Below are 24,887 nucleotides of genomic sequence, written 5' to 3' on the forward strand. Positions count from 1 at the left end.
GGGCCGTCGCACGCCGTGCCCGTCGCGCCCCGGGGGCAACGGGCGGGAGGGAAGCCCCGCCCGCCCCACGGACAGCCCCGGTACCGCCCCGCGGTCAGTTCACCCCCGACCCGCGTGGCCGTACGCCGTGTGGTCGGCCGAGGGGGCGTGATCCTCGTCGGGAACGCGCGTCACCCGCGGCCCGCGCATCCCTCGTACGAGCACGTGGCTACCCCTAACGGGTGGTGTCCGGGCAAGGGCCGTCGCGGCCCGTGGCGACGCCAGTAATTTAGGCCAACCTCAAACCTGCGACTGCCTATTGGAGGGCACATCCGTGCCTGTGCCCGTTGCCGACGCCGAACCGCCCCTGCCGCCCCTCGCGGGCGGTGCCGCGGGTCCGCGCGCGCTGCGCCCGCTGCTCGACGCCGTCCTGGACACGCTCGCCACCGGCGCCCGCGACCGCGCCGGACCGCTGCCCGCGGGCGGACCCGAGGCCGTGGCGCGGGCCGTGCGCGACGCCGTGGGGTGCGCCATTCCCGCCGAGGGCACCGGCGCGGACGAGGCCCTGCGCGCCCTGGTGCACGCCGTCACCGTCGGCGCCGCGGACCCCGCCGACCCGCACTGCGTCGCCCATCTGCACTGCCCGCCGCTGGCCGTCGCCGTGGCCGCCGACCTCGCCGCCAGCGCGCTCAACCCCTCGCTCGACTCCTGGGACCAGGCCCCGGCCGCCTCCGAGCTGGAAGCCCGCACCAGCCGGGCCCTCGCCGCCCTGGTCTACCCGGCCGCCCCGGCCGCCGACGCCCTGGTCACCACGGGCGGCACCGAGGCCAACCAACTCGCCCTCCTGCTGGCCCGCGAGGCGGCGGCCGGCCGCCCCGCCCGCGCTGCGGCACCCCCCACCGCCAGGCCGGCCGACCGCTCGGCGGCCCACGTCCCGGCCCGCGCCCCCGGGGCCCCCGGCGACCGCACGGCGGCCGACCCCGCGCCGGCCGGGCCCGCCCCCGAGCGCCCACCGGCCGACCCGTGGCCGGGCCCGTACGCCCTGCCGCACCCCCGCCGCCACTCCGACGCGCCGCACCCCGGCCCGCCGTACCCGCACCGGCCGGCGCACGGGCCGCCGGCGCTCCGGGTGGTCTGCGGCGAGAACGCGCACCACAGCGTGGTGCGCGCGGCCTGGCTGCTCGGGCTGCCGGACCCGGTCGTGGTCGCCACCCCCCGTGGCGTGCTCGACCCCGCCGCCGTGGCCGCCGCCCTCGGCCAACTACCCGACGAAGCACCGCAGTTGATCGTGGCCACCGCGGGCACCACCGACAGCGGCGCCATCGACCCGCTGCCCGAGCTGGCCGACGTGGCCACCGCGTACGGCGCCCGGCTGCACGTCGACGCCGCGTACGGCGGACCGCTGCTGTTCAGCGACGTCCACGCGGCCAGGGTGCGCGGCATCGAGCGCGCCCACACCGTCACCCTGGACCTGCACAAGCTGGGCTGGCAGCCGGTCGCGGCCGGGCTGCTGGTCGTGCCCGACGCCGCCGACCTCGCGCCGCTCGGCCACCGCGCCGACTACCTGAGCGCCGCCGACGACACCGCCGCCGGCTTCCCCGACCTGCTCGGCCGCTCCGCGCGCACCACCCGCCGCCCCGACATCCTCAAGGTCGCCGTCACGCTACGGGCCCTGGGCCGCAAGGGGTTGGCCGAGCTGATCGACCGCACCTGCGCGGCGGCCCACCACCTGGCCGACCTCATCGAGGCCACCCCCGGCCTGGAACTGCACGCCCGGCCCACCATCAGCACCGTCCTCTTCCGCCCCACCGGCGCGGACCCGCCCGCCGTGGCCCGGGCGCGCCGCCGGCTCCTCGCCGAGGGCCGGGCCGTCCTGGGCCGCGCGGCCCGCCCCGACGGCCTGTGGCTCAAGGCCACCCTCCTGAACCCGCACATCCAGCCCAGCGACCTCGAAGCGCTGGTGAAACTCGTGGAAGGCCACCGCACCGGATGAGCACCACCGCCCCGACCCCGCGACACGAAGCCCAGCCGCAGGCGCCCGCCACCACCCCGGAACAGCCCTACGACCTCGCCGGCGTCGGCATCGGCCCGTTCAACCTCTCCCTGGCCGCCCTGGCCTACGGCGTTCCCGGCCTGCGCACCGCCTTCTACGAGGAGCGGCCCGCCTTCCGCTGGCACCCGGGCCTGCTCATCGAGGGCACCACGCTCCAGGTGCCCTTCCTCGCCGACCTCGTCACCCTCGCCGACCCCGCCAGCCCCTGGACGTTCCTGAACTACCTGCATGACCAGGACCGGCTCTTCCCCTTCTACTTCGCCGAACGCTTCCACATCAGACGCGCCGAGTACGACGCCTACTGCCGTTGGGTCAGCGAGCACCTGCCCGGCCTGTACTTCCGCCACCACATCGACACGGTGCGCTGGAACCCGGACCGCGAGCTGTTCGAGGTGGACTACGCCCACTTGGACGCCGACGACGAGGTGGTCGCGCTCGGCCGCGCCTACGCGCGCCACCTGGCGCTCGGCGTCGGCACCGCGCCGCACGTGCCCGAGCCGCTGCGCCCGCTCGCCGACGCGCACGGCGTGCCCGTGCTGCACTCGGCGCACTACCTCGACCACCGGGCCGAGCTGCTGGCCGCCGACCACGTCACCGTCGTCGGCTCCGGCCAGTCGGGCGCCGAGGTCTTCCTCGACCTGCTGCGCCGCCGCCCGCACGGGCGCGAGGGCCTGCACTGGCTCACCCGTACGGCGGCGTTCGCGCCCATGGAGTACAGCAAGCTCGGCCTGGAACAGTTCACGCCCGACTACACGCGCTACTTCCACGGGCTCAGCGAGTCCACCCGCGACGCGCTGCTGCCCGGCCAGTGGCAGCTCTACAAGGGCATCGACCAGGCCACCATCTCCGCCATCCACGACGAGCTGTACGACCGCACGCTCGACGGCGGCTGGCCCGACGCCGTACTGACCCCCGGCGTACGGGTGCGCACCGCGGGCCGCGTCGGCACTTCCACCATCGAGCTGCACGTCGAACACGAACACCAGCACACCCGCAGCAGGCTCACGACCAACGCGGTCGTGCTGGCCACCGGCTACCGCGAGCGCTCCATCGACACGCTCCTCGCCGACCTGCACCCCCAACTGTGCCGGGACACCGCCGGCCGGCCGCTGGTGGACGAGCAGCAGCGGCTGGTCCTCGACCCCGCCATCAAGGGCTCGATCTACGTGCAGAACGCCGAGCGGCACACCCACGGCGTCGGCGCGCCTGACCTCGGGCTCGCCGCCTGGCGTGGCGCCGTCATCCTCAACTCAGTCACGGGTCGGCTGGCGTTTGCGCTTCCGCGCCGAACGGCGTTCACCACCTTCGGCCTCGACCCGGCGGTCTGCGGCGGTGGTCAGCGTGGCGGCAAGCTCCCCGATCAGCGCGACCGTCACACCGTCGCGCGGACATGACCACACCGCCTGACCGTGCAGGACGACCGGCGCCAGCGGGTGCGCGTTGGGGTGCGCGGGACACTCGGGCCACACCGCCGGCATCGTGGCCGCGCACAGCGCCTCCACCGCCCACTCCTGCACCTGGTCGGCCAGCTCCGCGACCTGCTGCGCCCGCGGCTGGCCGAGCATCGTGGAGATGCCCATCCCGGTGCCGTCCGGCTCGTACAGCATGACCCCCGCGACCCCACCCACGCCCGCGAGCTCCTGAGCCCACGCATCCTCGGCGAAACGAGGTCGCACGGCGCATGAGGCAGCTAGATCCCGGCGCACGGCTTCGAACGCGGCGGCGAACTCCTCATTCATCCTTTCATTGTGCTGACCCGGACCGGCGGGTGTCAGATTTATTGACACCCTTTAACGGTTGTTGACGCCCTTTAACGCTTCCTGACTGACGGCACGTCACACCGGCATGTGCCCCGCCCGGCCCGACCGACCGCCACCCGGCCGGCCCGGCCCGACGCCGCGGCCACGGGGCGTCGGAACCGGCTCGGTCGAGCGTTCGGCGGTCACCTCAGCCGCAGCAGGGGCACTGCGCGTACGGCCGGTGCTCCAGCGGCGAGTAGAAGACGGGCGCCCCGTCGCGGGTCAGCTTCCAGTCCTGGGTCGCGAACTCCTCGGGATCGATCGTCCCCTTCGCCCGCACCCAGGCGATGATCGTGTTCCGGATCTCCTCGGACGTCGACCACACCTGCCTGGCCGTCGCGACGTGCGGGAAGTTGCCGCCGCCGCTGGCCCGGTAGTTGTTCACGGCCAGCACGAACCGGGCGTCATCGGCCACCGGCCGCCCCTCGAAGCACAGCTTCGCGATCCGCCGCCCCGGCTCCTTGGCGATGTCGATCTCGTACGTGACGCCGCTGACCGCGTCGTAGTTGTAGTCCGGCGTACCGTTCGCGTTGGTCAGCTTCGCCGGATCGACCCCGCCCCCGGCCGGCGTCCGCACGTAGTACCGCGCCGAGTGCTCCAGGTACTCCCGCAGTTGCGCGCCGGTCAGCAGCCGCGCCTCCAGGGTGTTCTCGAACGGGTACAGGCCGGCCACCTCGCGGATGGTGACCTCGCCCACCGGCACCACGGCCGTACGCGAGAAGCACGACGCCTGCGAGAGCACCGGCACCTTCGCGTGCTCGGTGCCCGCGAGCGCCGCCCGCACCGTCTGCGCCTGCACGTGGTTGATGAGGTCGATGATCGGCGTGTCCTTGTACGGCGCCTCGTCCGCCGCCATCCGCCGCGCCGAGGTGCCGATCACCTGGTTCACGTACGACACGACCTTCTCGTGCTCCCCGGTGAGCAACCGGACGATCTCCGGGTCCTCGGCGACGGTGTTGGAGTTCAGCACCTTCGAGGTCACCGACTCCACCTGCCACCGGCCGCGCTCCCAGACCAGGCCGAAGTCGAACACCGTCAGCCGCTGGCCCCACTTCAGCGGCTCCGAGAGGACCACCTCGCGGCCCGTCTCCTCGTTCACCACCCGGTACTCCGGGATCTCGGCGTGCGCGTGCCCCACCAGGATCGCGTCGATGCCCGTCACCCGCTGCGCCACCTGCGCCGCCGCGTTCTCCACGTGCGGCAGCAGGTCGCCGTAGGAGGAGGTGCCGCTGGTGCCCGAGTGCGCCGAGACGATCACCACGTCCGCGCCCATCGACCGCAGCCGCGGCACGTACTTCGCCGCCTGCTCGACCAGCCCCGGGAAGGTCAGCTTGCCCTGGACGTGCGCCTTGTCCCACAGCGCGATGCCGGGGTTGGTCAGCCCCAGGACCGCGACCCGCACCGGCCGCCCGAACGGCGTCCGCAGCCGCGTCATCCAGTACGGCGCGAACGCCGGCCGGGCCGTCCGCGCGTCCAGCGCGTTCGCCCCCAGCAGCGGGAAGTCGCACTGCTCGGCGAACTTCCGCAACACCGGTATGCCGTAGTTGAACTCGTGGTTGCCCAGCGCCGCCGCGTCGTACCCGATCGCGTTCATCGCCCTGGCCATCGGATGCACCGGGCCGCCGGGGCCGGTGATCGGGTCCACCTTGGCGTAGTAGTACGACAGTTGGGTGCCCTGGATGGTGTCGCCGGCGTCGATCAGCAGCGTGTCGCGCGCGCCGCGGTCCGCGCGGACCTGCTTGACCAGCGTGGAGATCTTGGCGAGCCCGATGTCGTTGTGGTCCTTGTCGTCGAACTCCGCGTCGGTGAAGTAGTCCCAGTTGAAGACGTTGCCGTGCAGGTCGGTGGTGCCCAGGACGCTGAACTCGTACCGCCTGCCCGGCCGGCGCCCGGCGGCGGGCGAAGCGGCCACGGTCGCCGTGCCGGCCAGCGCCACGGCGGCGCCCGTCGCGGCGGAGCGGCCCAGGAACTTCCTACGGTCCAGCGGCATGTCGTTGTTCTCCGTGTTCTGGCGGCGATGCGCGGCGTGTCCGCGTCGGCGTCACGCGCGAGGATTCTGCACCCGCGTCGGTGGGTGCGACACCCCGGGCGGGTTTCGATCACATGACTACCTGATGTGCGGGCCGACTGCGAGAGTGAGCCCCATGACAACCACCACACCGCTGTCCTACGGAACGCCCGAGACCCCGCGCGTCGCGGTGCGCGGCGAGGCCCGGCTCGAGGTCGACCCGGAGATCGCCCGCGTCGGTATCACCGTCAGCGCCCGCGGCACCGACCGGCGCGGCGCGCTCGACCACCTCACCCGCCGCAACAACCAGGTCCTCGACCTCGTCCGGTCGTACGGCGACGCCGTCGAGGAACTGGAGACCGGCGCCTTCAGCATCACCCCGCAACTCGCCGACAAGGGCCGCCACGAGCGGGTCCGCGCCTACCACGGCCGGGTCTACCTGACCGCCACGCTCGCCGACTTCAGCGCGCTGGGGGAGCTGAGCACCCGCCTCGCCGACCTGGAGCTGACCAGCGTCGACGGCCCCTGGTGGGCGCTGCGCCCCGACTCGCCGGCGCACCGCGAGGCGCGCCAGGAGGCCGTGCGCGAGGCGGTCAAGCGGGCCCGCGAGTACGCGCAGGCACTCGGCGCGGAACTGGCCGCCATCGTCGAACTCGCCGACATCGGCGCCGAGAACGCCCCGCTGCCCCCGCCCGCCGCCAGCATGCGCGCGGCGGCCCCCGGCTACGGCGGCGCGGCGGAGCAGCCGCCCGCCCTCGACCTGGAACCGCGGCGGCAGACCGTGTACGCGCACGTCAACGCCAGGTTCACGATGACGCGTCCCGCACTGTGAGAAGGGTGGGCGAGGCCGCCGGAAATCGCTCATAGGAGCGGACCCGCGCACGTTTCATTAGTTGTCAAGAGCCTTTCATGCAAAGGTCGTTGGGCTGTAGGGAGTTCACGGTTCTCTACCCGCTGGTAGGTCATAGGCTCGACCCATGCGCCGAGCAAAAATCGTCTGCACCCTGGGCCCAGCCACCGACTCGTATGAGCAGATCAAGAGGCTTGTCGAGGCCGGCATGGACGTCGCCCGCCTCAACCTCAGCCACGGTTCGTACGTGGAGCACGAGGAGCGGTACCAGAGGGTGCGCCAAGCCTCCAAGGAGACCGGCCGCAGCGTCGGTGTCCTCGCCGACCTTCAAGGTCCGAAGATTCGCCTCGGTCGATTCCGCGAAGGACCCGTACTCCTTGAACGCGGCGACGAGTTCACCATCACCGTCGAGGAGATCGAGGGCGACCGCCACCGCTGCGGGACGACCTACGAGGGGCTGGCCGCCGACGTCACGCGCGGCGAGCGCATCCTCGTCGACGACGGCCGCGTCACCCTGGAGGTGACCTCGGTCGACGGCCCGCGCGTGCACACCACCGTCATCGAGGGCGGCATGGTCTCCGACCACAAGGGGCTCAACCTGCCCGGCGTCGCGGTCTCGGTCCCCGCCCTGTCCGGCAAGGACGTCGAGGACCTGCGCTGGGCGCTGCGCACCGGCGCGGACGTCATCGCGCTGTCCTTCGTCCGCAACGCCGACGACGCCCGCGAAGTCCACCGGATCATGGCCGAGGAGGGCCGCCGGCTGCCGCTGATCGCCAAGGTCGAGAAGCCGCAGGCGGTGGAGAACCTGGAAGCCATCGTGGACGCCTTCGACGGGATCATGGTGGCCCGCGGCGACCTGGGCGTCGAGATGCCGCTGGAGGCCGTGCCGATGGTGCAGAAGCGCGCCATCAAGCTGGCCAAGCGCAACGCCAAGCCGGTGATCGTGGCGACCCAGATGCTCGACTCGATGATCGACGCCTCCCGGCCGACCCGCGCCGAGGCGTCCGACGTGGCCAACGCCGTCATGGACGGCACGGACGCGGTGATGCTCTCCGGCGAGACCAGCGTCGGCAAGTACCCGATCGAGACGGTCAAGACCATGGGCCGCATCGTCGTCGCGGCCGAGGAGGACGTGCTGGCCAAGGGGCTGCCCCCGCTCACCGAGCGGAACAAGCCGCGCACCCAGGCCGGTGCCGTCGCCCGGGCCGCCGCCGAGATGGGCGACTTCCTCGGCGCGAAGTTCCTGGTGGCCTTCACCCAGTCCGGCGACACCGTGCGCCGCCTGTCCCGCTACCGCTCGCCGATCCCGGTCCTCGCCTTCACGCCCGACCCGGACACCTACGCCCAGCTCAACCTCACCTGGGGCGTGGAGACCTTCCTCGGCCCGCACGTGGAGTCGACGGACGCCATGGTGGCCCAGGTGGACGAGGAACTGCTGCGCATCGGCCGCTGCCAGCGGGGCGACGTCGTCGTCATCACGGCCGGCTCGCCGCCCGGCGTCCCCGGCTCCACCAACCTGGTCCGCGTCCACCGTATCGGCGACGACCCGGGCCAGTAAGCGTCGGACACGTCGACACGGACACGTCGACAACGGGGCAAGTGATCCGCTCAGCGGGCCGGGAAATTCGGCTCGCTGGGCGTCTGCGCGTGGTGACCCATTTCGCGGCCGTGCGCGCCGCGACCCCTTTCGTCGCGCGGAATCCGTATTCACGCGCCACGTGTGAGATGTGCCCTTCGGGACGCGGATGCGTGGCCCGGCCACGCGGGCGTCGGGGGAGGGGAGACGCGAAAGGGAAACAGTAAGACGCGGCTCCCCGTGCATTCACCGTGCGTACGCTTCGCCGCTCGCCAGAGCGGATATCGGTCGGCGTACTCGCATTCGGCCGGGACGAGGCCGCGACGTTCACCACGGCGAATGAATCGCGCCTGTGCTGAACGAACCTTTAAAGCGAAGACAAGTGCCCTGGGTGGGATTCGAACCCACACTGAATACTGTTTGAGAGTATCGTCTCTGCCATTGGACTACCAGGGCTGGCCTCAGAAACAGAGGTTAGCGGAAAGACGCTGTGCGTCAAACATACAGGAGCTAGGTAGGCTCGTGGGGCACCACCTGCCTGATTCGAGGAGTCCCGTGAGCGACGTCGAGCCTGAGCCCGTCGATGAGCAGCAGTCGCACGTCCCGCCGTTGACCACACGTGTCGTCATCGCCGAGGACGAGGCCCTGATCCGCCTCGACTTGAAGGAAATGCTCGAAGAAGAGGGGTACTCGGTCGTCGGTGAAGCCGGAGACGGCCAGCGGGCCGTCGAGCTGGCCCGGGAACACCGTCCCGACCTCGTCATCCTCGACGTGAAAATGCCGATCCTGGATGGCATCTCCGCCGCCGAACAGATCGCCGCGGACAGCATCGCCCCGGTGCTCATGTTGACGGCCTTCTCCCAGCGCGAGTTGGTCGAGCGGGCCCGCGACGCGGGGGCGATGGCCTACCTGGTGAAGCCGTTCAGCAAGAGCGACGTGGTCCCCGCCATCGAGATGGCCGTCTCCCGCTTCACCGAGCTGAAGGCGCTGGAGAAGGAGGTCGCCGACCTCTCCCAGCGCCTGGAGACGCGCAAGCTGGTGGACCGCGCCAAGAGCGTGCTCCAGACCCAGTACGGGCTGACCGAGCCCGCCGCGTTCCGCTGGATCCAGAAGACGTCGATGGACCGCCGCATGTCCATGCAGCAGGTGGCCGAGGCGGTCATCGAGGACGCGGAGGAGAAGAAGGCGGCCAAGAGCTCCAAGGAGCCCTGAGCCGCCGACCGGCGGCGGGCCCGGCGCCTGTCCGGCAGCCCCGCCCGCCGCCGGTCACCGGCCCCGGCGCTCAGCCCGCCGCGGACGCGTTCGCGGCGGCGGGCACCTCGACCTCCCGCAGCAGACAGGTCAGCCGCGCGGTGCACACGCGCCGGCCCTCCTCGTCGCTGATGACGATCTCGTACGTGGCGGTCGAGCGGCCCCGGTGCACCGGCGTGGCCACCCCGGTGACCAGCCCGGAGCGGGCGGCACGGTGGTGGGTGCAGTTGAGGTCGACGCCCACGGCGATCTTGTGCGGGCCGCCGTGCAACATGGAGCCGACCGACCCCAGGGTCTCGGCCAGGACCGCGGACGCGCCGCCGTGCAGCAGCCCGTACGGCTGGGTGTTGCCCTCCACCGGGAGGGTGCCCACCACGCGCTCGGGCGCCGCCTCGACGATCCGCAACCCCATGCGCTCGCCCAGGTGACCGGCCGAGAAGAGGGCGGGCAGATCCAGCCCCAGCCCCTCGTACTGGTCGATGATCTCCTGCGGGAACGTGGTGGTGGTCTGCTCACCCATGCTGTCCGGCTCCGATCCGCGGCGCTTGTTCGGTCTGTGCTCCGTCTTACCTATCAGCTGACTGAGCGAACGCTTATACGGGGGCCGTCTGTTCCAGGCGGATGACCACGGACTTGCTCGCCGGCGTGTTGCTGGTGTCCGCCGTCGCGTCCAGCGGCACCAGGACGTTGGTCTCCGGGTAGTACGCGGCGGCGCAGCCCCGGGCCGTCGGGTAGTGCACCACGCGGAAGCCCGGCGCGCGCCGCTCGCTGCCGTCCCGCCACTCGCTGACCAGGTCCGCGTACGCGCCGTCCGCCAGTCCCCGCTCGCGCGCGTCGTCGGGGTGGACGAGGACCACCCGGCGGCCGTTCCTGATGCCGCGGTAGCGGTCGTCCAGGCCGTAGATGGTGGTGTTGTACTGGTCGTGCGAGCGCAGCGTCTGGAGCAGCAACCGCCCCTCCGGCACCTCGGGGTACTCCACCGGCGCCGCGGTGAAGTTGGCCTTCCCGGTGGCGGTGGGGAAGCGGCGCTCGTCCCTGGGGCCGTGCGGCAACACGAACCCGCCGGGCGCGCTCACCCGCGCGTTGAAGTCCTCGAAGCCGGGGATCACGCGCGCGATGCGGTCCCGCACCAGCCCGTAGTCCCGCTCGAACTCCTCCCACGGCGTGCGGCTGCGCTCGCCCAACACGCGCCGGGCCAACCGGCAGACGATGGCCGGCTCGGAGAGCAACCGCGCGCTGGCGGGCTCAAGGCGGCCCCGGGAGGCGTGCACCATGCCCATCGAGTCCTCGACCGTGACGAACTGGTCGCCGCTGGCCTGGGTGTCGCGCTCGGTGCGCCCGAGGGTGGGCAGGATCAGCGCCCGCGCCCCGGTCACCACGTGCGAGCGGTTGAGCTTGGTGGAGACGTGCACGGTCAGCCGTGCCCGCCGCATCGCGGCCTCGGTGACCTCGGTGTCCGGCGTCGCGGAGACGAAGTTGCCGCCCATCGCGAAGAAGACCTTGGCCTGCCCGTCCCGCAACGCCCTGATGGCCCGTACGACGTCCAGGCCGTGCTCGCGCGGTGGCGCGAAGCCGAACTCCGCCTCCAGCGCGTCCAGGAACGCGGGCGCGGGCCGCTCGAAGATGCCCATCGTCCGGTCGCCCTGCACGTTGCTGTGGCCGCGCACCGGGCACACCCCGGCGCCCGGCCGGCCCACGTTGCCGCGCAGCAGCAGGAAGTTGACGACCTCCCTGATGGTGGGCACCGAGTGCTTGTGCTGGGTGAGCCCCATCGCCCAGCACACGATGGTGCGCCGGGAGGCGAGGACCATCTGAAAGGCCCGCTCGATGTCGGCGCGGGCCAGCCCGGTGGCGCGCAGCGTCTCGTCCCAGTCGGCCGCGCGGGCGGTGGCGGCGAACTCCTCGAAGCCGTGCGTGTGCGCGCGGACGAACTCCTCGTCCACGGCGCCGTCGGCCTCCAGGATCATCCGGTTCAGGGCGCGGAACAGGGCCTGGTCGCCGCCCAGCCTGACCTGGAGGAACAGGTCGGCCAGCGGGGTGCCGCCGAACGCCAGGCCGCGCGCGGTCTGCGGGTTCCTGAACCGCTCCAGGCCCGCCTCGGGCAGCGGGTTGACGGTGATGACCCGCGCCCCGTTCGCCTTGGCCTTCTCCAGCGCGCTGAGCATCCGTGGGTGGTTGGTGCCGGGGTTCTGCCCGGCGACGATGATCAGATCGGCCTGGTACAGGTCGTCGAGCAGCACGCTGCCCTTGCCGACACCGAGCGTCTCGGTCAGTGCGGAACCGGACGACTCGTGACACATGTTGGAGCAGTCCGGCAGGTTGTTGGTGCCGAACTCGCGGGCGAAGAGCTGGTAGAGGAACGCGGCCTCGTTGCTGGTGCGGCCCGAGGTGTAGAAGACGGCCTCGTCGGGGGAGTCGAGGGCCCGCAACTCGTCGGCGACGAGCGAGAACGCGCGCTCCCAACTGATCGGCTCGTACCGCTCGGCGCCCTCGTCCAACAGCATCGGCTCGGTGAGGCGGCCCTGCTGACCGAGCCAGTACCCACTGCGCGTGGCGAGGTCGGCCACCGGGTGGGCGGCGAAGAACTCGGGCGTGACCCGGCGCAGGGTGGCCTCCTCCGCGACGGCCTTGGCGCCGTTCTCGCAGAACTCCGCCGTGTGCCGCTTGTCCGGCTCGGGCCAGGCGCAGCCGGGGCAGTCGAAGCCGTCCTTCTGGTTGACCTTGAGGAGGGTGAGCGCGGTGCGGCGCACACCCATCTGCCGCTGGGCGGCCAACAGCGAGTGCGCGACGCCGGGCAGCCCGGCCGCGGACCGCTGCGGCGGGCTCACCTCGGGCGCGTCCTGTACCGGGTCCCCTGCGGGCGGCTTGGCTGCCATGACGCTCCCCTTTGCGCGGTCGGTCGCGACTGACGTGCGCCGTCGGTCGCCGCGAGCGGACCCGTGGCGCGCGGTCCGCCGCGTACGGTGGCTGGTCGCCGCCCGGCCGTCGGCGAGCCGGGGCCGGGCGTCCGGTGCTGGACCGGTGCGGGTGAATCCTGTCACGAGGCACTGACAGCGGGTCCGCGCGCCCGCCCGGGCTCCCGGCCCGTGGCCCGGGGCGGGGGCCGGCCGCAGCCCGGTGGCTCGGGATTGTCAGTGGGGCGTGGCAGGATCGGGGACGTGGCAGAGAAAGCATCGAAGACGACAGCGACACAGCCCTCCGGCGAGCCGGCCGAGCACCCGCGCCTGCTCCTGCTGGACGGGCATTCCCTGGCCTACCGGGCGTTCTTCGCCCTGCCCGCGGAGAACTTCAGTACGAGCACGGGCCAGACGACCAACGCCATCTACGGCTTCGCCTCGATGCTGGCGAACACCCTGCGTGACGAGCAGCCCACGCACCTGGCGGTCGCCTTCGACGTCTCCCGCAAGACCTGGCGCTCCGAGGAGTTCCCGGAGTACAAGGCGACGCGTTCCAAGACCCCCGACGAGTTCAAGGGGCAGGTGGAGCTGATCGGCGAGATGCTGGACGCGATGAGCGTGCGCCGCTTCGCGGTCGAGGGCTTCGAGGCCGACGACGTGATCGCCACCCTGGCCACCAGAGCCGAGGCCGACGGCTTCCAGGTCTCGATCGTCACCGGCGACCGGGACTCCTTCCAGTTGGTCAGCGACCGGGTCACGGTGCTCTACCCCACCAAGGGCGTCTCCGAGCTGACGCGCTTCACCCCCGAGAAGGTGCAGGAGAAGTACGGGCTGTCGCCGCAGCAGTACCCGGACTTCGCGGCGCTGCGCGGCGACCCGTCGGACAACCTCCCCGGCATCCCCGGCGTCGGCGAGAAGACCGCCGCCAAGTGGATCAACCAGTTCGGCTCCTTCGACGCGCTGGTCGAGCGGGCCGACGAGGTCAAGGGCAAGGCCGGGCAGAACTTCCGGGACCACCTGGAGTCCGTCAAGCTCAACCGCCGGCTGACCGAGATGGTCCGCGACGTGGAGCTGTCCTGCGGCCCGGCCGACCTGCTGCGGGCGCCGTACGACCGGCAGGCGCTGACGGTGGTGCTGGACGCGCTGGAGTTCCGGCACCAGAACTTCCGCGAGCGGCTGCTGGCCGCGGACCCGGGCGCGGTCGAGGAGACCGTGGCCCCGGCGGCGGGCGTGGCGGTGGACGGCGTGGCGCTGGGCGCCGGCGAGCTGGCGCCCTGGCTCGCCGAGCACGGCGGGGTGCCGCTCGGCGTGGCGACCGTGGACGCCTGGGCGCTCGGCAGCGGCAGCGTGAGCGAGGTCGCGCTGGCGACCGCGGCCGGCCCGGCCGCCTGGTTCGACCCCGCCGAGCTGGACGCGGCGGACGAACAGGCTTTCGCCGCCTGGATCGCCGACCCCGAGCGGCCCAAGGTCATGCACGACGCCAAGGGCGCGATGCGGGTCTTCGCCGAGCACGGCTGGACCATCGCCGGCGTGCGGATGGACACCGCGCTCGCCGCGTACCTGGTCAAGCCCGGGCGGCGGTCCTTCGCCCTGGACGCGCTGACGGTCGAGTACCTGGGACGCGAGCTGGCCCCGGCGGCGGCCGACAGCGGACAGCTCGCCTTCGGCGCCGACGACCAGGCCGAGCAGGACGCGCTGATGACGCAGGCGCGGGCCGTGGTGGACCTGAGCGAGGCGTTCGAGGGACGGCTGACCGAGGTCGGCGCGGCCGAGTTGCTGCATGACATCGAGCTGCCCACCTCCGAGCTGCTGGCCCGACTTGAGCGGGCCGGGATCGCCGCCGACCGTGGCTGGCTGGAGTCGATGGAGCAGCAGTTCGCCGCCGCCGTGCAGCAGGCCGTGCGGGAGGCGCACGCCGCGGTGGGCCACGAGTTCAACCTCGGCTCGCCCAAGCAGCTCCAGGAGGTGCTGTTCGGCGAGCTGGGCCTGCCCAAGACGAAGAAGACCAAGACGGGCTACACGACGGACGCCGACGCCCTGGCCTGGCTCGCCGGCCAGACCGAGCACGAGCTGCCCGTCATCATGCTGCGCCACCGGGAGCAGGCCCGACTGCGCTCCACCGTCGAGGGCCTGATCAAGACGATCGCCCCCGACGGCCGCATCCACACCACCTTCAACCAGACGGTGGCGGCCACCGGCCGACTGTCCTCCACCGACCCGAACCTGCAGAACATCCCGGTGCGCACGGACGAGGGCCGCGCCATCCGCCGCGGCTTCGTCGTCGGCGAGGGGTACGAGTCGCTGATGACGGCCGACTACAGCCAGATCGAACTGCGGGTGATGGCCCACCTCTCCGAGGACGAGGGCCTTATCCAGGCGTTCACCTCCGGCGAGGACCTGCACACCACGGTCGCCTCCCAGGTCTTCGGCGTCGCCAAGACCGAGGTGGACCCGGAGATGCGCCGCAAGATCAAGGCGATGTCGTACGGGCTGGCGTACGGGCTGTCCGCCTTCGGCCTGTCCCAGCAGTTGACCATCGCGCCCGACGAGGCGCGCAAGTTGATGGACACCTTCTTCGAGCGGTTCGGCGGGGTGCGCGACTATCTGCAGCGCGTGGTGGAGGAGGCGCGGGCCACCGGCTACACCCAGACCATGCTGGGCCGCCGCCGCTACCTGCCGGACCTCAACAGCGACAACCGGCAGCGCCGCGAGATGGCGGAGCGCATGGCGCTCAACGCTCCCATCCAGGGGACCGCGGCCGACATCGTCAAGATCGCCATGCTGCGCGTCGACCGCGCCCTGCGCGAGGCGCGGCTCACCTCCCGGATGCTGCTCCAGGTGCACGACGAAATCGTGCTGGAGATCGCGGCGGGGGAGCGGGAGCGCGTGGAGGAGCTGGTGCGGCGCGAGATGTCCGGGGCCGTGGAACTCAGCGCCCCCCTCGACGTCTCGGTCGGCGCGGGCAGCGACTGGGAGTCGGCGGCGCACTGAGCCCCCGACGCGGGGGCCGGCCACGGAGCGGGCCCCCGCGCGTCCGCCCGTGCAGCCGCGGGGGACCGAACGAGCAGCGGCCGGGCCCGAAGGCGCAACGGTCACCGGCGGGAAGGGCAGCGCGCCGGGTGGTCCGCCACCCCGGTGGCCGCTCGCCCTCCGCCCCGCCACTTCTCGGGCCCTTTCGGCCAGCGGAACTCCCGGTAAACATCGCCCGACGTGGGAACGCCTGGCCGGCGGGCGTCGTCCTCGTCACCGACGGAACTCCGCGAGAACACCGCGATCACCACGGCCAGAGCCCCCTGTGTACCCGTTCAAAAAGGAACATTGTGTGTCAGTAGATGCGGACCACAAGTTGCCGTAGGGTCACCAGCGTTGTCGCGCGGGGGAGCGCGGCACGGTCGATCGGGAGGGATGGACGATGGCAGCGCACATCAGTCGGCGGCTGCGCAAGGGGGCGGCGACGACTGCGGTGGCAGCGGTCGCGATGGCCGCGCTGACCGCCTCTCAGGCCCCGGGTTTCGCGGGCGGGCACTCGGAGAAGACCAGAGACCGGGACAGAGACGTCGCGGGCGAGGCGCCTTCGAGCGCGGACGACGCGATCAGTGGCGACTCCTCGTACCACACCGACCTCCCGCCGCTGCGCAGCCCGAAGCACCCCACCCGGCCGAGCGACCGGCCGAGCGGCGCCAACGAACCCACCGAGATGGGCGGTGCCGACTCCGGCATCCCGGCCACCGTGCTCGACGCGTACCGGAAGGCGGAGTCGTCCGTCGCGGACAGCCGCGCCCAGTGCCGACTCCCGTGGCAGTTGCTCGCCGCCATCGGCCGCGTCGAATCGGGCCAGGCCCGCGGCGGTGCCGTGGACCGCGAGGGCACCACGTACAGCCCGATCCTCGGCCCGGTTCTGGACGGCAACGGCTTCGCGCGGATCACCGACACGGACGGTGGCGCGTACGACGGCGACACCACGCACGACCGGGCCGTCGGGCCGATGCAGTTCATCCCGTCCACCTGGGCCGCCTGGGGCCAGGACGGCAACGGGGACGGCGAGCGCAACCCCAACAACATCTACGACGCGGCCCTGGCGGCGGCCCACTACCTGTGCGCCAACGACCGCGACCTGTCGGTCAAGGCCGATCTGGACAAGGCGATCCTCGGCTACAACCGTTCACAGGAGTACCTGCGGACGGTCCTGTCCTGGTTCGAGTACTACCGGTCCGGCACGCACGAGGTGCCGGACGGCACCGGCGCGCTGCCCGAGGACGACGGCCCCGGCACTCGCGGCGACCAGCGCCCCGACGACGACGGCGACCCCGCCCGCAAGCCGGGTGGGCACAAGGGCCGCGGCGGGGACGAGGGCGGCAAGCAGCAGGCGCAGCACCCCGGCGGCACCGAGCGGCCCACCACGCCGCCGCGGCCCGAGCCCCCGCACAAGCCGGGCAAGCCGAACAAGCCCACGCCGAAGCCCACCACGCCGCCGACGCCCCCGACCAAGCCGACGCCGCCGTCCAACCGCCCACCACTCCGCCCACCACGCCTCCGACGACGCCCCCGCCGACCACGCCACCCGCCCCCAAGCCCGAGAAGTCCCTGACGCGGGTCGGCGCCCAGCGGTTCACGGCCACCGAGGGCACGTCCTTCGACACGTCGCCCGAGGTCCGGGCGGTCGACAGCAAGGGCAAGCCGCTCGCCGGGGTGCGCGTGCGGTTCGAGATACGTGGCGAGACCGAGGCCCGTTTCTACGGCCTCACGGACCAGGTCACCGTCTTCTCGCGGTTGGACGGCACGGCACAGGCCCCCAAGATCATGGCCGGTAAGAAGGTCGGCACGTTCACCGTGCGGGCCACGCTGGTGGACGAGCCCAGGGGCGCGGTCGACTTCACCGGGGTCGTGGCGCCCCGCCCCGCCCCCACGCCGACGGCCGACGCGGTGACGCGGACCGACACGCTGCCGCTCACCGCGAAGCCGGACGCCTCGTTCGTCGAGCCGATCACGGTGCGGGCCACCCACCGGGGCAAGCCGGCCGCGGACGTGAAGTTCACCGCGACCATGATCAGCTCTGCCGCTGACGCCGCCCCGAACGACAAGGGCCCCTACTTCAAGGACGCCCAGGGCAAGCCCGTGCGCACGCTCGACGGCCTGAGGACGGACGCCAAGGGACAGCTCGTCCTGCCGCAGGTGTTCACCGACGGCACCTCGGGCACCTTCCTGCTCCGCCTCACCACCGCCGACGGCGCCGCCTTCACGCTCACGCTGACGGTCGCCTGAGTCAGCTTCACACCGGGCGCCGACGGGAAACCCTCCCGCCGGCGCCCGGTCCGTCGCGGCCCGAGCGCCCGTCCACGCGACGAACCCCACGCTTCGCGGCGCGCCCGCCGCCGGCCCGGGGCGTCACCCGCCGCCGCGGGCCCCGCCCCGCCCCCGCTACCCCCACCGTGCGCGTGCCGCGGTGTGCCGGGTGGGTTCGGCCGCCGACGGGTCCTGTGGCCAGGGGTGCTTCGGGTACCGGCCGCGCAACTCGGCCCGTACGGAGCGGTAGCCCTCGCGCCAGAACGACGCCAGATCGGCGGTGACGGCGGCCGGGCGGCCGGCCGGCGACAGGAGATGCACGACGACGGGCACCCGTCCGCCGGCGATCCGGGGCGTCTCCTGCCAGCCGAACAACTCCTGGAGCTTCACCGCGAGCACCGGCTGCTCCTCCGCGTAGTCCACCCGTATCCGCGATCCGCTCGGCACCTCGATCCGCTCCGGCACCAACTCGTCGAACCGCGCCGCGTCCCCCGTGGCCCACGGCAGCAGCCGGCTCAGCGCCTGGCCGGCGTCCACCCGCCCCAGGTCAGCCCGGCCACGGGCGCGGTCCAGCACGCCGGCCAGCCACGCGTCGGCCCGATCCAGCAACGCCGCGTCGCTCACGTCGGGCCACGGCTCGCCCAGCACCCGGTGCGCGAAGGCCATCCGCTGCCGGAGCGAGCGGGCGTCGGCCGACCAGCGCAACAGCCCGAGCCCTTCGCCGCGCAGCCCGTCGAGCAGCCCCTCCCGCACCCGCTCCGGATCGGGTCTCGCGAGCGGCTTGACGCGCACCTCGATACGTCCCAGCCGCTCGACCCGGCGGGCCACCAGATCGCCGCGGTCGACGGACCAGCCGACCTCGTCGGCGGTGGTGTGGAGCGTGGCCGCCGCCGTCCGCGCCGTCTCCTCGTCGATCACCGCGGCGAGCCGCACCCGCGCGGACGCGGCGGCGACCGGCCGGTCGGCCACCGCGATGGCCAGCCACTCCGCCTCCCGCAACCCGGACCCGGCCGCCAACTCCGCGCCCGTGCCCGACGCCATCAGCAGCGCGCCGCCCCCGCGCGCCCGTGCCACCCGCTCGGGGAAGGCCAACGCGGCCACCAGCCCGGCGACCGCGTCGTCGAACCCCGCCCCCTGCCCGCCACCATCCCGCGACGCGCCGCTCCCCGTACCGCCGCCTCCCGGGCCCGCGCCCGCACCGTCGCCCCGCACCTCGCCCAATGCCCCCGCCAACCGGCGCGCCTCCGCGCGCCAGCGCCCGGCGTAGGCGTCACCGCCGCGCCGCGCGGCGCGCAGGGCGGCGCTCAGATCGTCCCCGTACTCCCGTGGCGGCTCCTCGCTCAACAGGGCCACCACCTCGGCCGCCGGGCGCGGCCCCACCTCGCGCGCGCCGTCGACAAGCGCCCGCGCCAGTCGGGGGTGCAGCCCCAGCCGCGCCATGCGCGCCCCTCGCTCCGTCACCCGGCCCGCGTCGTCGGTCGCGCCGATCGCCACCAGCACCTCCCGGGCGGCGGTCATGGCCCCACCCGGTGGCGGGTCGAGCAGCGCGAGGCCCGAGGCGTCGGGGTCGCCCCAACACGCGCAGTGCAGGGCGAACGACGCCAGGTCGGCCACCGCGATCTCCGGCGCCGGCCAACGCGGCAGCCGCGCGTCGTCCGCCTCTGACCAGCAGCGATACACCACACCGGGCGCCTCGCGTCCAGCCCGGCCAGCCCGCTGCCGCGTCGCGGCCCGCGAGGCCCGCACGGTCGTGAGCGCGCCGAGCCCCCGCGCGTGGTCGGTGCGCGGCTCCCGGGCCAGCCCCGCGTCCACCACCACCCGCACCCCGGGAACCGTCAGGCTCGACTCGGCGACCGAGGTGGCCAGGACCACCCGACGCCGGCCGGTACCGCCCGCCAACACCGCGTCCTGCACCGCCGCCGGCGCCCGCCCGTGCACCTGCAGCACCTCGGCGCCCAGCCGCTCCCCGCCCCCGAGCTGCCCGGCCACCCGGCTGATCTCCCCGACCCCCGGCAGGAAGCAGAGAACGTCACCGTCCCGCTCCCGCAGGGCCCGCCGCACCACGGCCGCGACGTGCTCCAGCAGCACCGGATCGACCCGCATGCCGTGCGCCGGCCGCACGGCCCGCTCCGGCGGCGCCCACACCACGTCCACGGGATGGGCCGTGCCGTGCGCGGTCACGATGGGGGCGCCGCCGCCCCCCGCGCCCCGAACCTGGTCGCCCGCGCCCCGAACCCCCGCGCCCCGGCCCTCGTCCGTCGCGTCCCGCGCCGCACCGCTCGGCCCGCTCGCCGGGTCCCCGCCCGCCTCGCCGCCCCCCGTTGCGGTAGCGGGGACGGCGAACCCACCGTCGGCCGACCCCGGAGCGCCGCCGGCCGGCACGCCGCCCGCCGGCGTGGTCGAGCCGGCGGCGGCCCCGCCGAGCAGCGCGGCCCAGCCTTCCGCGTCCGTCGTCGCCGAGGCCGCCACCAGCCACAGATCGGGCCGCAGCGTGGCCCGTACGTCGAGCAGGAACGCGGCGGCGGTGTCCGCGTCGAGGTGCCGCTCGTGGCACTCGTCCAGCATCACGACGGCCACGCCGGCCAATTCCTGATCGCGTTGCAGCCTTTGCAGAAGCACGCCGGTGGTCACCACCTCGACCACGGTCCGCCGCCCGACCCGCCGCTCGCCACGCACCGTGAAGCCGACCCGCTCGCCGACCTCCTCGCCCAACAGCCAGGCCATCCGGCGCGCCGCCGCCCGGGCCGCGATCCGCCGCGGCTCGGCCACCACCACCCGCCGCACCGGACCACCGGGACGCAGCAGCCCGGCCAGGGCGAGCGGGACCAGCGTCGTCTTCCCCGTACCGGGCGGCGCGCACAGCACGGCGGTCCCGCGCGCCTCGAGGGCGTCCCACAGCGCGGGCACGGCGCTGCGGACGGGCAGGTGGTCGAGCACGTCAGTACGGATCGTCACGCGTCCTATCCTCGCAGCGACCACTGACATCGCCACGGCGTGGCCGTCCGCTCGCCACGGGGCCCGAGCCCACCCCAAGCCAGGGTCCGCTCAGCCAGTCAGTCAGTCAGCCCGGGCGACAACCCCCGGCCGCGACGCGCGCGGGCGGAACGATCAGTCCCGCTCGCACACGAAGATCGCCGTGCCCGGGATGAGCTGGCCGCGCAGCGGGGACCAGCCGCCCCACTCCTGCGTGTTCCAGTGCGGCCACTCGGGCTCGACGAGGTCCACGAGCCGGAAGCCGCCGCTCACCACGTCCCTGACCCGGTCGCCGAGCGTCCGGTGGTGCTCGACGTAGACGGCGTGCCCGGCCGCGTCCTGCTCGACGTAGGGCGTGCGGTCGAAGTAGGAGGCCGCGACCGAGAGCCCCTCCGGGCCCGGCTCGTCGGGGAAGGCCCAGCGGATCGGGTGCGTCACCGAGAACACCCAGCGCCCGCCGGGCCGCAGCACGCGCCGCACCTCGCGCATCACCCGCACCGGGTCGGCCACGAAGGGGACCGCCCCGTACGCCGAACACGCCAGGTCGAAACTGCCGTCGGCGAAGGGCAGCAGGCCCGCCTCGGCCTGCACCAGCGGTACCGACGCGGCCGGCGAGGCCCCGTCCGCGATCCGCAGGGCGTGCTGGAGCTGGCGGTGCGAGAGGTCGAGCGCGACCGGCCGCGCGCCCCGCGCGGCGAGCCAGCGCGAACACTGCGCGGCCCCGGCCCCGATCTCCAGCACCCTGCGCCCCCTGAGCCCCGCGACCGGGCCGAGCAGCCCGGCCTCCTCCTCGTCCAGGCCCTCCGGGCCCCAGACGAACCGGTCGTCGCCGAGGAACGCGCCGTGTTCGTCCTGGTACTCGTCGGCGTTGCGGTCCCACCAGCCCCGGCTGGCCCGGTTGCTCTCGTCGTCCCCGGCGCGGCGCCGGGTCGCGGTGACGTCGTCCTCGTCCCCGTCCGCACGGTCCCGCGCGGCGGCCAGCACGTCGTCCACGGCGTCCCGCGCGACGCCGGCCGCGGCGCGCGCAGGGGCGTGGGGAGGTGCGGATGACGGGCCGGGTGGGCCACTTTCGGGCGCTGTGGAGGCGTCGGGCGCGTCGGTCGGCCGGCGGTCTTGGCTCATCGTCGGTGTCGTCGTACTCTCTGAATCGACCTGCGGCCGCGAACACCGTGAGTGACCCCCGATGGCGGCCCGGACCACACGTACGCCGGGCCACTGGCGTTTCGCTTCCCACGTGCGCTCTTCGCGCATTGACCCTGCCCGGCTGCCCCCGTATGCTACAAGTTGCGCTGCGAGCCTGCGTACCTCAGACGGAGCAGGTTGCGCTTGCATCTGTTGTATGTCCCCTCGGTTGTCGAGGCGCTTGTGGCTTTCCCTCCGGGGAGACCGCGAAGCTCACGCCTCCAAGGCTGGCCGACTTCGGCAGTGCGATACGGGCTCCCGGCGTAGCAGTACCTACGACTTCAATGTCCGTACCGGAGCCCTTTCCCACATGACGAGCAGCACCGAGACCACCGCCACCACCCCGCAGGTAGCGGTCAACGACATCGGTAACGAGGAAGCCTTCCTCGCCGCGATCGACGAGACGATCAAGTACTTCAACGACGGCGACATCGTCGACGGCGTCATCGTGAAGGTCGACCGGGACGAGGTCCTGCTCGACATCGGTTACAAGACCGAAGGTGTCATCCCGAGCCGCGAGCTCTCGATCAAGCACGACGTCGACCCCAACGAGGTCGTCGCCGTCGGTGACGAGATCGAAGCCCTTGTTCTCCAGAAGGAGGACAAGGAAGGCCGCCTGATCCTCTCGAAGAAGCGCGCCCAGTACGAGCGTGCCTGGGGCACCATCGAGAAGATCAAGGAAGAGGACGGCATCGTCACCGGTACCGTCATCGAGGTCGTCAAGGGTGGTCTCATCCTCGACATCGGCCTCCGTGGCTTCCTGCCGGCCTCCCTCGTGGAGATGCGCCGCGTCCGCGACCTCCAGCCCTACGTGGGCAAGGAGCTCGAGGCCAAGATCATCGAGCTGGACAAGAACCGCAACAACGTGGTCCTGTCCCGCCGTGCCTGGCTGGAGCAGACCCAGAGCGAGGTCCGCCAGACCTTCCTCACCACCCTGCAGAAGGGTCAGGTGCGCTCGGGCGTCGTCTCCTCCATCGTCAACTTCGGTGCCTTCGTGGACCTGGGTGGCGTGGACGGCCTCGTGCACGTCTCCGAGCTCTCCTGGAAGCACATCGACCACCCCTCCGAGGTCGTCGAGGTCGGCCAGGAGGTCACGGTCGAGGTCCTCGACGTCGACATGGACCGCGAGCGCGTCTCCCTGTCGCTCAAGGCGACCCAGGAAGACCCGTGGCAGCAGTTCGCCCGGACCCACCAGATCGGGCAGGTCGTCCCGGGTAAGGTCACCAAGCTCGTCCCGTTCGGCGCGTTCGTCCGCGTCGACGAGGGCATCGAGGGCCTGGTGCACATCTCCGAGCTGGCCGAGCGCCACGTGGAGATCCCGGAGCAGGTCGTCCAGGTCAACGACGAGATCTTCGTCAAGGTCATCGACATCGACCTGGAGCGCCGCCGCATCAGCCTCTCGCTGAAGCAGGCCAACGAGTCCTTCGGCGCCGACCCGGCCTCGGTCGAGTTCGACCCGACGCTGTACGGCATGGCCGCCTCGTACGACGACCAGGGGAACTACATCTACCCCGAGGGCTTCGACCCCGAGGCCAACGACTGGCTGCCGGGCTACGAGAAGCAGCGTGAGGAGTGGGAGGGCCAGTACGCCACGGCCCAGACCCGCTTCGAGCAGCACCAGGCGCAGGTCATCAAGTCCCGCGAGGCCGACGAGCAGGCCGCTGCCGAGGGCGCTGCCGCTCCGGCCGCCGGCGGTGCGAGCGGCGGGGGCAACGTCTCCGGTGGTTCGTACTCCTCCGAGTCGGACGACACCTCCGGTGCCCTGGCCTCCGACGAGGCGCTGGCTGCCCTCCGCGAGAAGCTGGCCGGTGGGCAGAGCTGAAGCTCTCCCCCTGCTGAGCACTAGCTGACGGCGAAGGCCCACCCCTCTACGCGAGGGGTGGGCCTTCGCTGTTTCCCGTTGCCGGGACCCCCACGTTCGCGGGGCCGTCGCGAGCGGTTCAGTCGCGCACGGGGACGCCGGGGTTGGTCAGGCCCCTGCCGCCGGAGACGGTGTTGTCGCGGGTGACCGTGACGGGGCAGCTTCGCGCGTCGTAGTTGGTCACGTTGATGGCGTACCGGTCGGGCCCGGTGGACCCGGCGAGGTCGGACTTGTTGCCGCGAAACGTGGCGCGACAGCCCCAACCGTCCTGTACCTCGTGCGTCTGGTAGCCGTCGTTGGTGGTGCGCTTGCCGACGTTGTTCTCGACGAGGACGTCGTTCCCCTTGATGTCCACCCATGAGTCGTCGTAGTTCGCGCCGGTCAGGCCGCCGCCGTCGAAGGTGTTGCCGATGATCCGGGCGCCGGTGGTGCCTTCTTTGATGTCGATGTTCTCGCCGCCGATGCCCGGGCCCAGCGTGTTGTTCTCGATCAGGATGTTGTCGCTCCTGTCCGAGGTGCCGCCGGCGCTGCCCACGTAGACGCCCTCGCCCATGCCGCGACCGTTGGTGCCGGTGTTCCGGATCGTGGAATTCCTGATCGAGCCGTCGGAGCTGGACGTGCGCCAGTGCACCCCCTCCATGTCGAGGTCGTGCACGGTGACGCCATCGATGTGCACCTCGTCGGCCTCGTCCAGGACGATGCCCTTCTGACCGCCGGTGACCGTGAAGCCGCGCAGGCTCCAGCCGTCGGCCCCGTTCAGGTGCAGGCCGTAGCCGCCCCCGGCGGTCAGGACGGCCCGGGCCGAGCCGATCAGGGTGATGGGGGAGTCGCGACTGCCGGCGCGCGTGGTCTTGAAGTTCCCGCGGTAGGTGCCGTCGGCCAGCTTGATGGTGTCGCCCGGCTTGGCGGCGGCGAGCGCGTCCTTGAGCTGCTGGGCGGAGGAGACGGGAATGGTCGCGGCCGAGTGGACGGGCGTGGCGTGGGCGGGGCCCTGGAGGGCGGACCCAGCGGCGAGCAGCCCGCCACAGGCGAGCGCCGTGATGGACAGCGAGAGCGGGCCGCGCGAGCGGCGGGGGCGGCTGGGGCGGACGGGGCGAGTGCGCATGGGGGCTGCCTCTGGGCCGGGGGTGGTGTGTGGGGCTGCTGGCGCGTGGGGCGTCGTGTCGGTGGGGTGG

At 72.8% G+C, this 24,887-nt stretch carries 14 protein-coding genes, 1 tRNA gene and 1 pseudogene; 9 read left to right on the plus strand and 7 right to left on the minus strand.

Annotation, left to right across the window (positions count from 1 at the left end; all coding sequences use genetic code 11):
- The first annotated feature begins 313 nt into the window (after window positions 1–313).
- Both H7H31_RS27530 and H7H31_RS27535 read left to right on the plus strand, forming a co-directional pair.
- Window positions 314–1,972 carry a pyridoxal phosphate-dependent decarboxylase family protein gene (locus H7H31_RS27530; RefSeq protein ID WP_232110115.1) on the plus strand — a complete coding sequence of 553 codons (1,659 nt, stop codon included), beginning with the start codon at window positions 314–316 and terminating at the stop codon, window positions 1,970–1,972.
- Window positions 1,969–3,426 carry a lysine N(6)-hydroxylase/L-ornithine N(5)-oxygenase family protein gene (locus tag H7H31_RS27535; protein WP_187062444.1) on the plus strand — a complete coding sequence of 486 codons (1,458 nt, stop codon included), beginning with the start codon at window positions 1,969–1,971 and terminating at the stop codon, window positions 3,424–3,426. The genes H7H31_RS27530 and H7H31_RS27535 overlap by 4 nt, the downstream gene beginning before the upstream one ends.
- Window positions 3,427–3,979: 553 nt before the next feature.
- Here the strand turns inward: H7H31_RS27535 and H7H31_RS27540 are convergent.
- On the minus strand, window positions 3,980–5,821 hold the full coding sequence (locus H7H31_RS27540; RefSeq protein WP_187062445.1) for a bifunctional metallophosphatase/5'-nucleotidase: 1,842 nt from the start codon (window positions 5,819–5,821) through the stop codon (window positions 3,980–3,982).
- Window positions 5,822–5,975: 154 nt separating this feature from the next.
- Here H7H31_RS27540 and H7H31_RS27545 point away from each other — a divergent pair, with 154 nt between their 5' ends.
- Together H7H31_RS27545 and pyk are read left to right on the plus strand one after the other, a co-directional pair.
- Window positions 5,976–6,671 carry an SIMPL domain-containing protein gene (locus H7H31_RS27545; RefSeq protein WP_176161074.1) on the plus strand — a complete coding sequence of 232 codons (696 nt, stop codon included), beginning with the start codon at window positions 5,976–5,978 and terminating at the stop codon, window positions 6,669–6,671.
- 145 nt (window positions 6,672–6,816) lie between these two features.
- A complete protein-coding gene (gene pyk, locus H7H31_RS27550; RefSeq protein WP_187062446.1) occupies window positions 6,817–8,247 on the plus strand; it encodes a pyruvate kinase in 1,431 nt (476 codons plus the stop codon).
- A 401-nt stretch (window positions 8,248–8,648) separates the two neighbouring features.
- Here the strand turns inward: pyk and H7H31_RS27555 are convergent.
- A tRNA-Leu gene (locus H7H31_RS27555) sits at window positions 8,649–8,721 on the minus strand.
- 99 nt (window positions 8,722–8,820) lie between these two features.
- On the opposite strand from H7H31_RS27555, the gene H7H31_RS27560 reads away from it, so the two are divergent.
- Entirely contained in the window at window positions 8,821–9,477 is a 657-nt protein-coding gene (locus tag H7H31_RS27560; RefSeq protein WP_176161072.1) for an ANTAR domain-containing response regulator, read from the plus strand.
- Between the two features lie 70 nt (window positions 9,478–9,547).
- Here the strand turns inward: H7H31_RS27560 and H7H31_RS27565 are convergent, their stop codons facing one another.
- Entirely contained in the window at window positions 9,548–10,036 is a 489-nt protein-coding gene (locus H7H31_RS27565) for a PaaI family thioesterase (protein ID WP_187062447.1), read from the minus strand.
- Window positions 10,037–10,109: 73 nt separating this feature from the next.
- On the minus strand, window positions 10,110–12,392 hold the full coding sequence (locus H7H31_RS27570) for an FdhF/YdeP family oxidoreductase (protein WP_187062448.1): 2,283 nt from the start codon (window positions 12,390–12,392) through the stop codon (window positions 10,110–10,112).
- 282 nt (window positions 12,393–12,674) lie between these two features.
- On the opposite strand from H7H31_RS27570, the gene polA reads away from it, so the two are divergent.
- The 3 genes and pseudogenes from polA to H7H31_RS34385 all read left to right on the plus strand — a co-directional run bounded on the left by polA (window position 12,675) and on the right by H7H31_RS34385 (window position 17,675).
- Window positions 12,675–15,404, plus strand: coding sequence for a DNA polymerase I (gene polA / locus H7H31_RS27575; protein ID WP_187062449.1), 2,730 nt, complete (start codon window positions 12,675–12,677; stop codon window positions 15,402–15,404).
- Window positions 15,405–15,825: 421 nt separating this feature from the next.
- Window positions 15,826–16,917 (plus strand): annotated as a pseudogene (locus tag H7H31_RS34380) (lytic transglycosylase domain-containing protein); the annotation flags it as partial.
- A 191-nt stretch (window positions 16,918–17,108) separates the two neighbouring features.
- Window positions 17,109–17,675 (plus strand): hypothetical protein, encoded by a 567-nt coding sequence (locus H7H31_RS34385; RefSeq protein WP_232110117.1) that lies wholly within the window; start codon window positions 17,109–17,111, stop codon window positions 17,673–17,675.
- A 156-nt stretch (window positions 17,676–17,831) separates the two neighbouring features.
- On the opposite strand, the gene hrpB is transcribed toward H7H31_RS34385, so the two are convergent.
- Window positions 17,832–20,681 carry an ATP-dependent helicase HrpB gene (gene hrpB / locus H7H31_RS27585; RefSeq protein ID WP_372455980.1) on the minus strand — a complete coding sequence of 950 codons (2,850 nt, stop codon included), beginning with the start codon at window positions 20,679–20,681 and terminating at the stop codon, window positions 17,832–17,834.
- 123 nt (window positions 20,682–20,804) lie between these two features.
- The gene (locus H7H31_RS27595; protein ID WP_232110119.1) at window positions 20,805–21,791 is read right to left on the minus strand and encodes a class I SAM-dependent methyltransferase; all 987 of its coding nucleotides are present in this window, start codon (window positions 21,789–21,791) and stop codon (window positions 20,805–20,807) included.
- Window positions 21,792–22,161: 370 nt separating this feature from the next.
- On the opposite strand from H7H31_RS27595, the gene rpsA reads away from it, so the two are divergent.
- Window positions 22,162–23,673, plus strand: coding sequence for a 30S ribosomal protein S1 (gene rpsA / locus H7H31_RS27600; RefSeq protein ID WP_187060288.1), 1,512 nt, complete (start codon window positions 22,162–22,164; stop codon window positions 23,671–23,673).
- A 118-nt stretch (window positions 23,674–23,791) separates the two neighbouring features.
- On the opposite strand, the gene H7H31_RS27605 is transcribed toward rpsA, so the two are convergent.
- Complete coding sequence (locus tag H7H31_RS27605; RefSeq protein ID WP_187118112.1) at window positions 23,792–24,817, minus strand: right-handed parallel beta-helix repeat-containing protein; 1,026 nt, start codon at window positions 24,815–24,817, stop codon at window positions 23,792–23,794.
- Window positions 24,818–24,887: the final 70 nt, after the last annotated feature.

Origin of the sequence: Streptomyces buecherae (genome assembly GCF_014295035.1) — a bacterium.
In the GTDB taxonomy this organism is placed as follows: domain Bacteria; phylum Actinomycetota; class Actinomycetes; order Streptomycetales; family Streptomycetaceae; genus Streptomyces; species Streptomyces youssoufiensis.

What these genes read in the sequence shown, in the direction of transcription:
- H7H31_RS27535 (WP_187062444.1), top strand. Translation starts at nt 1,969, where the DNA reads ATGAGCACCACCGCCCCGACCCCGCGACACGAAGCCCAGCCGCAGGCG.
- H7H31_RS27540 (WP_187062445.1), bottom strand. Translation starts at nt 5,821, where the DNA reads ATGCCGCTGGACCGTAGGAAGTTCCTGGGCCGCTCCGCCGCGACGGGC.
- H7H31_RS27545 (WP_176161074.1), top strand. Translation starts at nt 5,976, where the DNA reads ATGACAACCACCACACCGCTGTCCTACGGAACGCCCGAGACCCCGCGC.
- pyk (WP_187062446.1), top strand. Translation starts at nt 6,817, where the DNA reads ATGCGCCGAGCAAAAATCGTCTGCACCCTGGGCCCAGCCACCGACTCG.
- H7H31_RS27565 (WP_187062447.1), bottom strand. Translation starts at nt 10,036, where the DNA reads ATGGGTGAGCAGACCACCACCACGTTCCCGCAGGAGATCATCGACCAG.
- H7H31_RS27570 (WP_187062448.1), bottom strand. Translation starts at nt 12,392, where the DNA reads ATGGCAGCCAAGCCGCCCGCAGGGGACCCGGTACAGGACGCGCCCGAG.
- hrpB (WP_372455980.1), bottom strand. Translation starts at nt 20,681, where the DNA reads ATGTCAGTGGTCGCTGCGAGGATAGGACGCGTGACGATCCGTACTGAC.
- H7H31_RS27595 (WP_232110119.1), bottom strand. Translation starts at nt 21,791, where the DNA reads ATGAGCCAAGACCGCCGGCCGACCGACGCGCCCGACGCCTCCACAGCG.
- rpsA (WP_187060288.1), top strand. Translation starts at nt 22,162, where the DNA reads ATGACGAGCAGCACCGAGACCACCGCCACCACCCCGCAGGTAGCGGTC.
- H7H31_RS27605 (WP_187118112.1), bottom strand. Translation starts at nt 24,817, where the DNA reads ATGCGCACTCGCCCCGTCCGCCCCAGCCGCCCCCGCCGCTCGCGCGGC.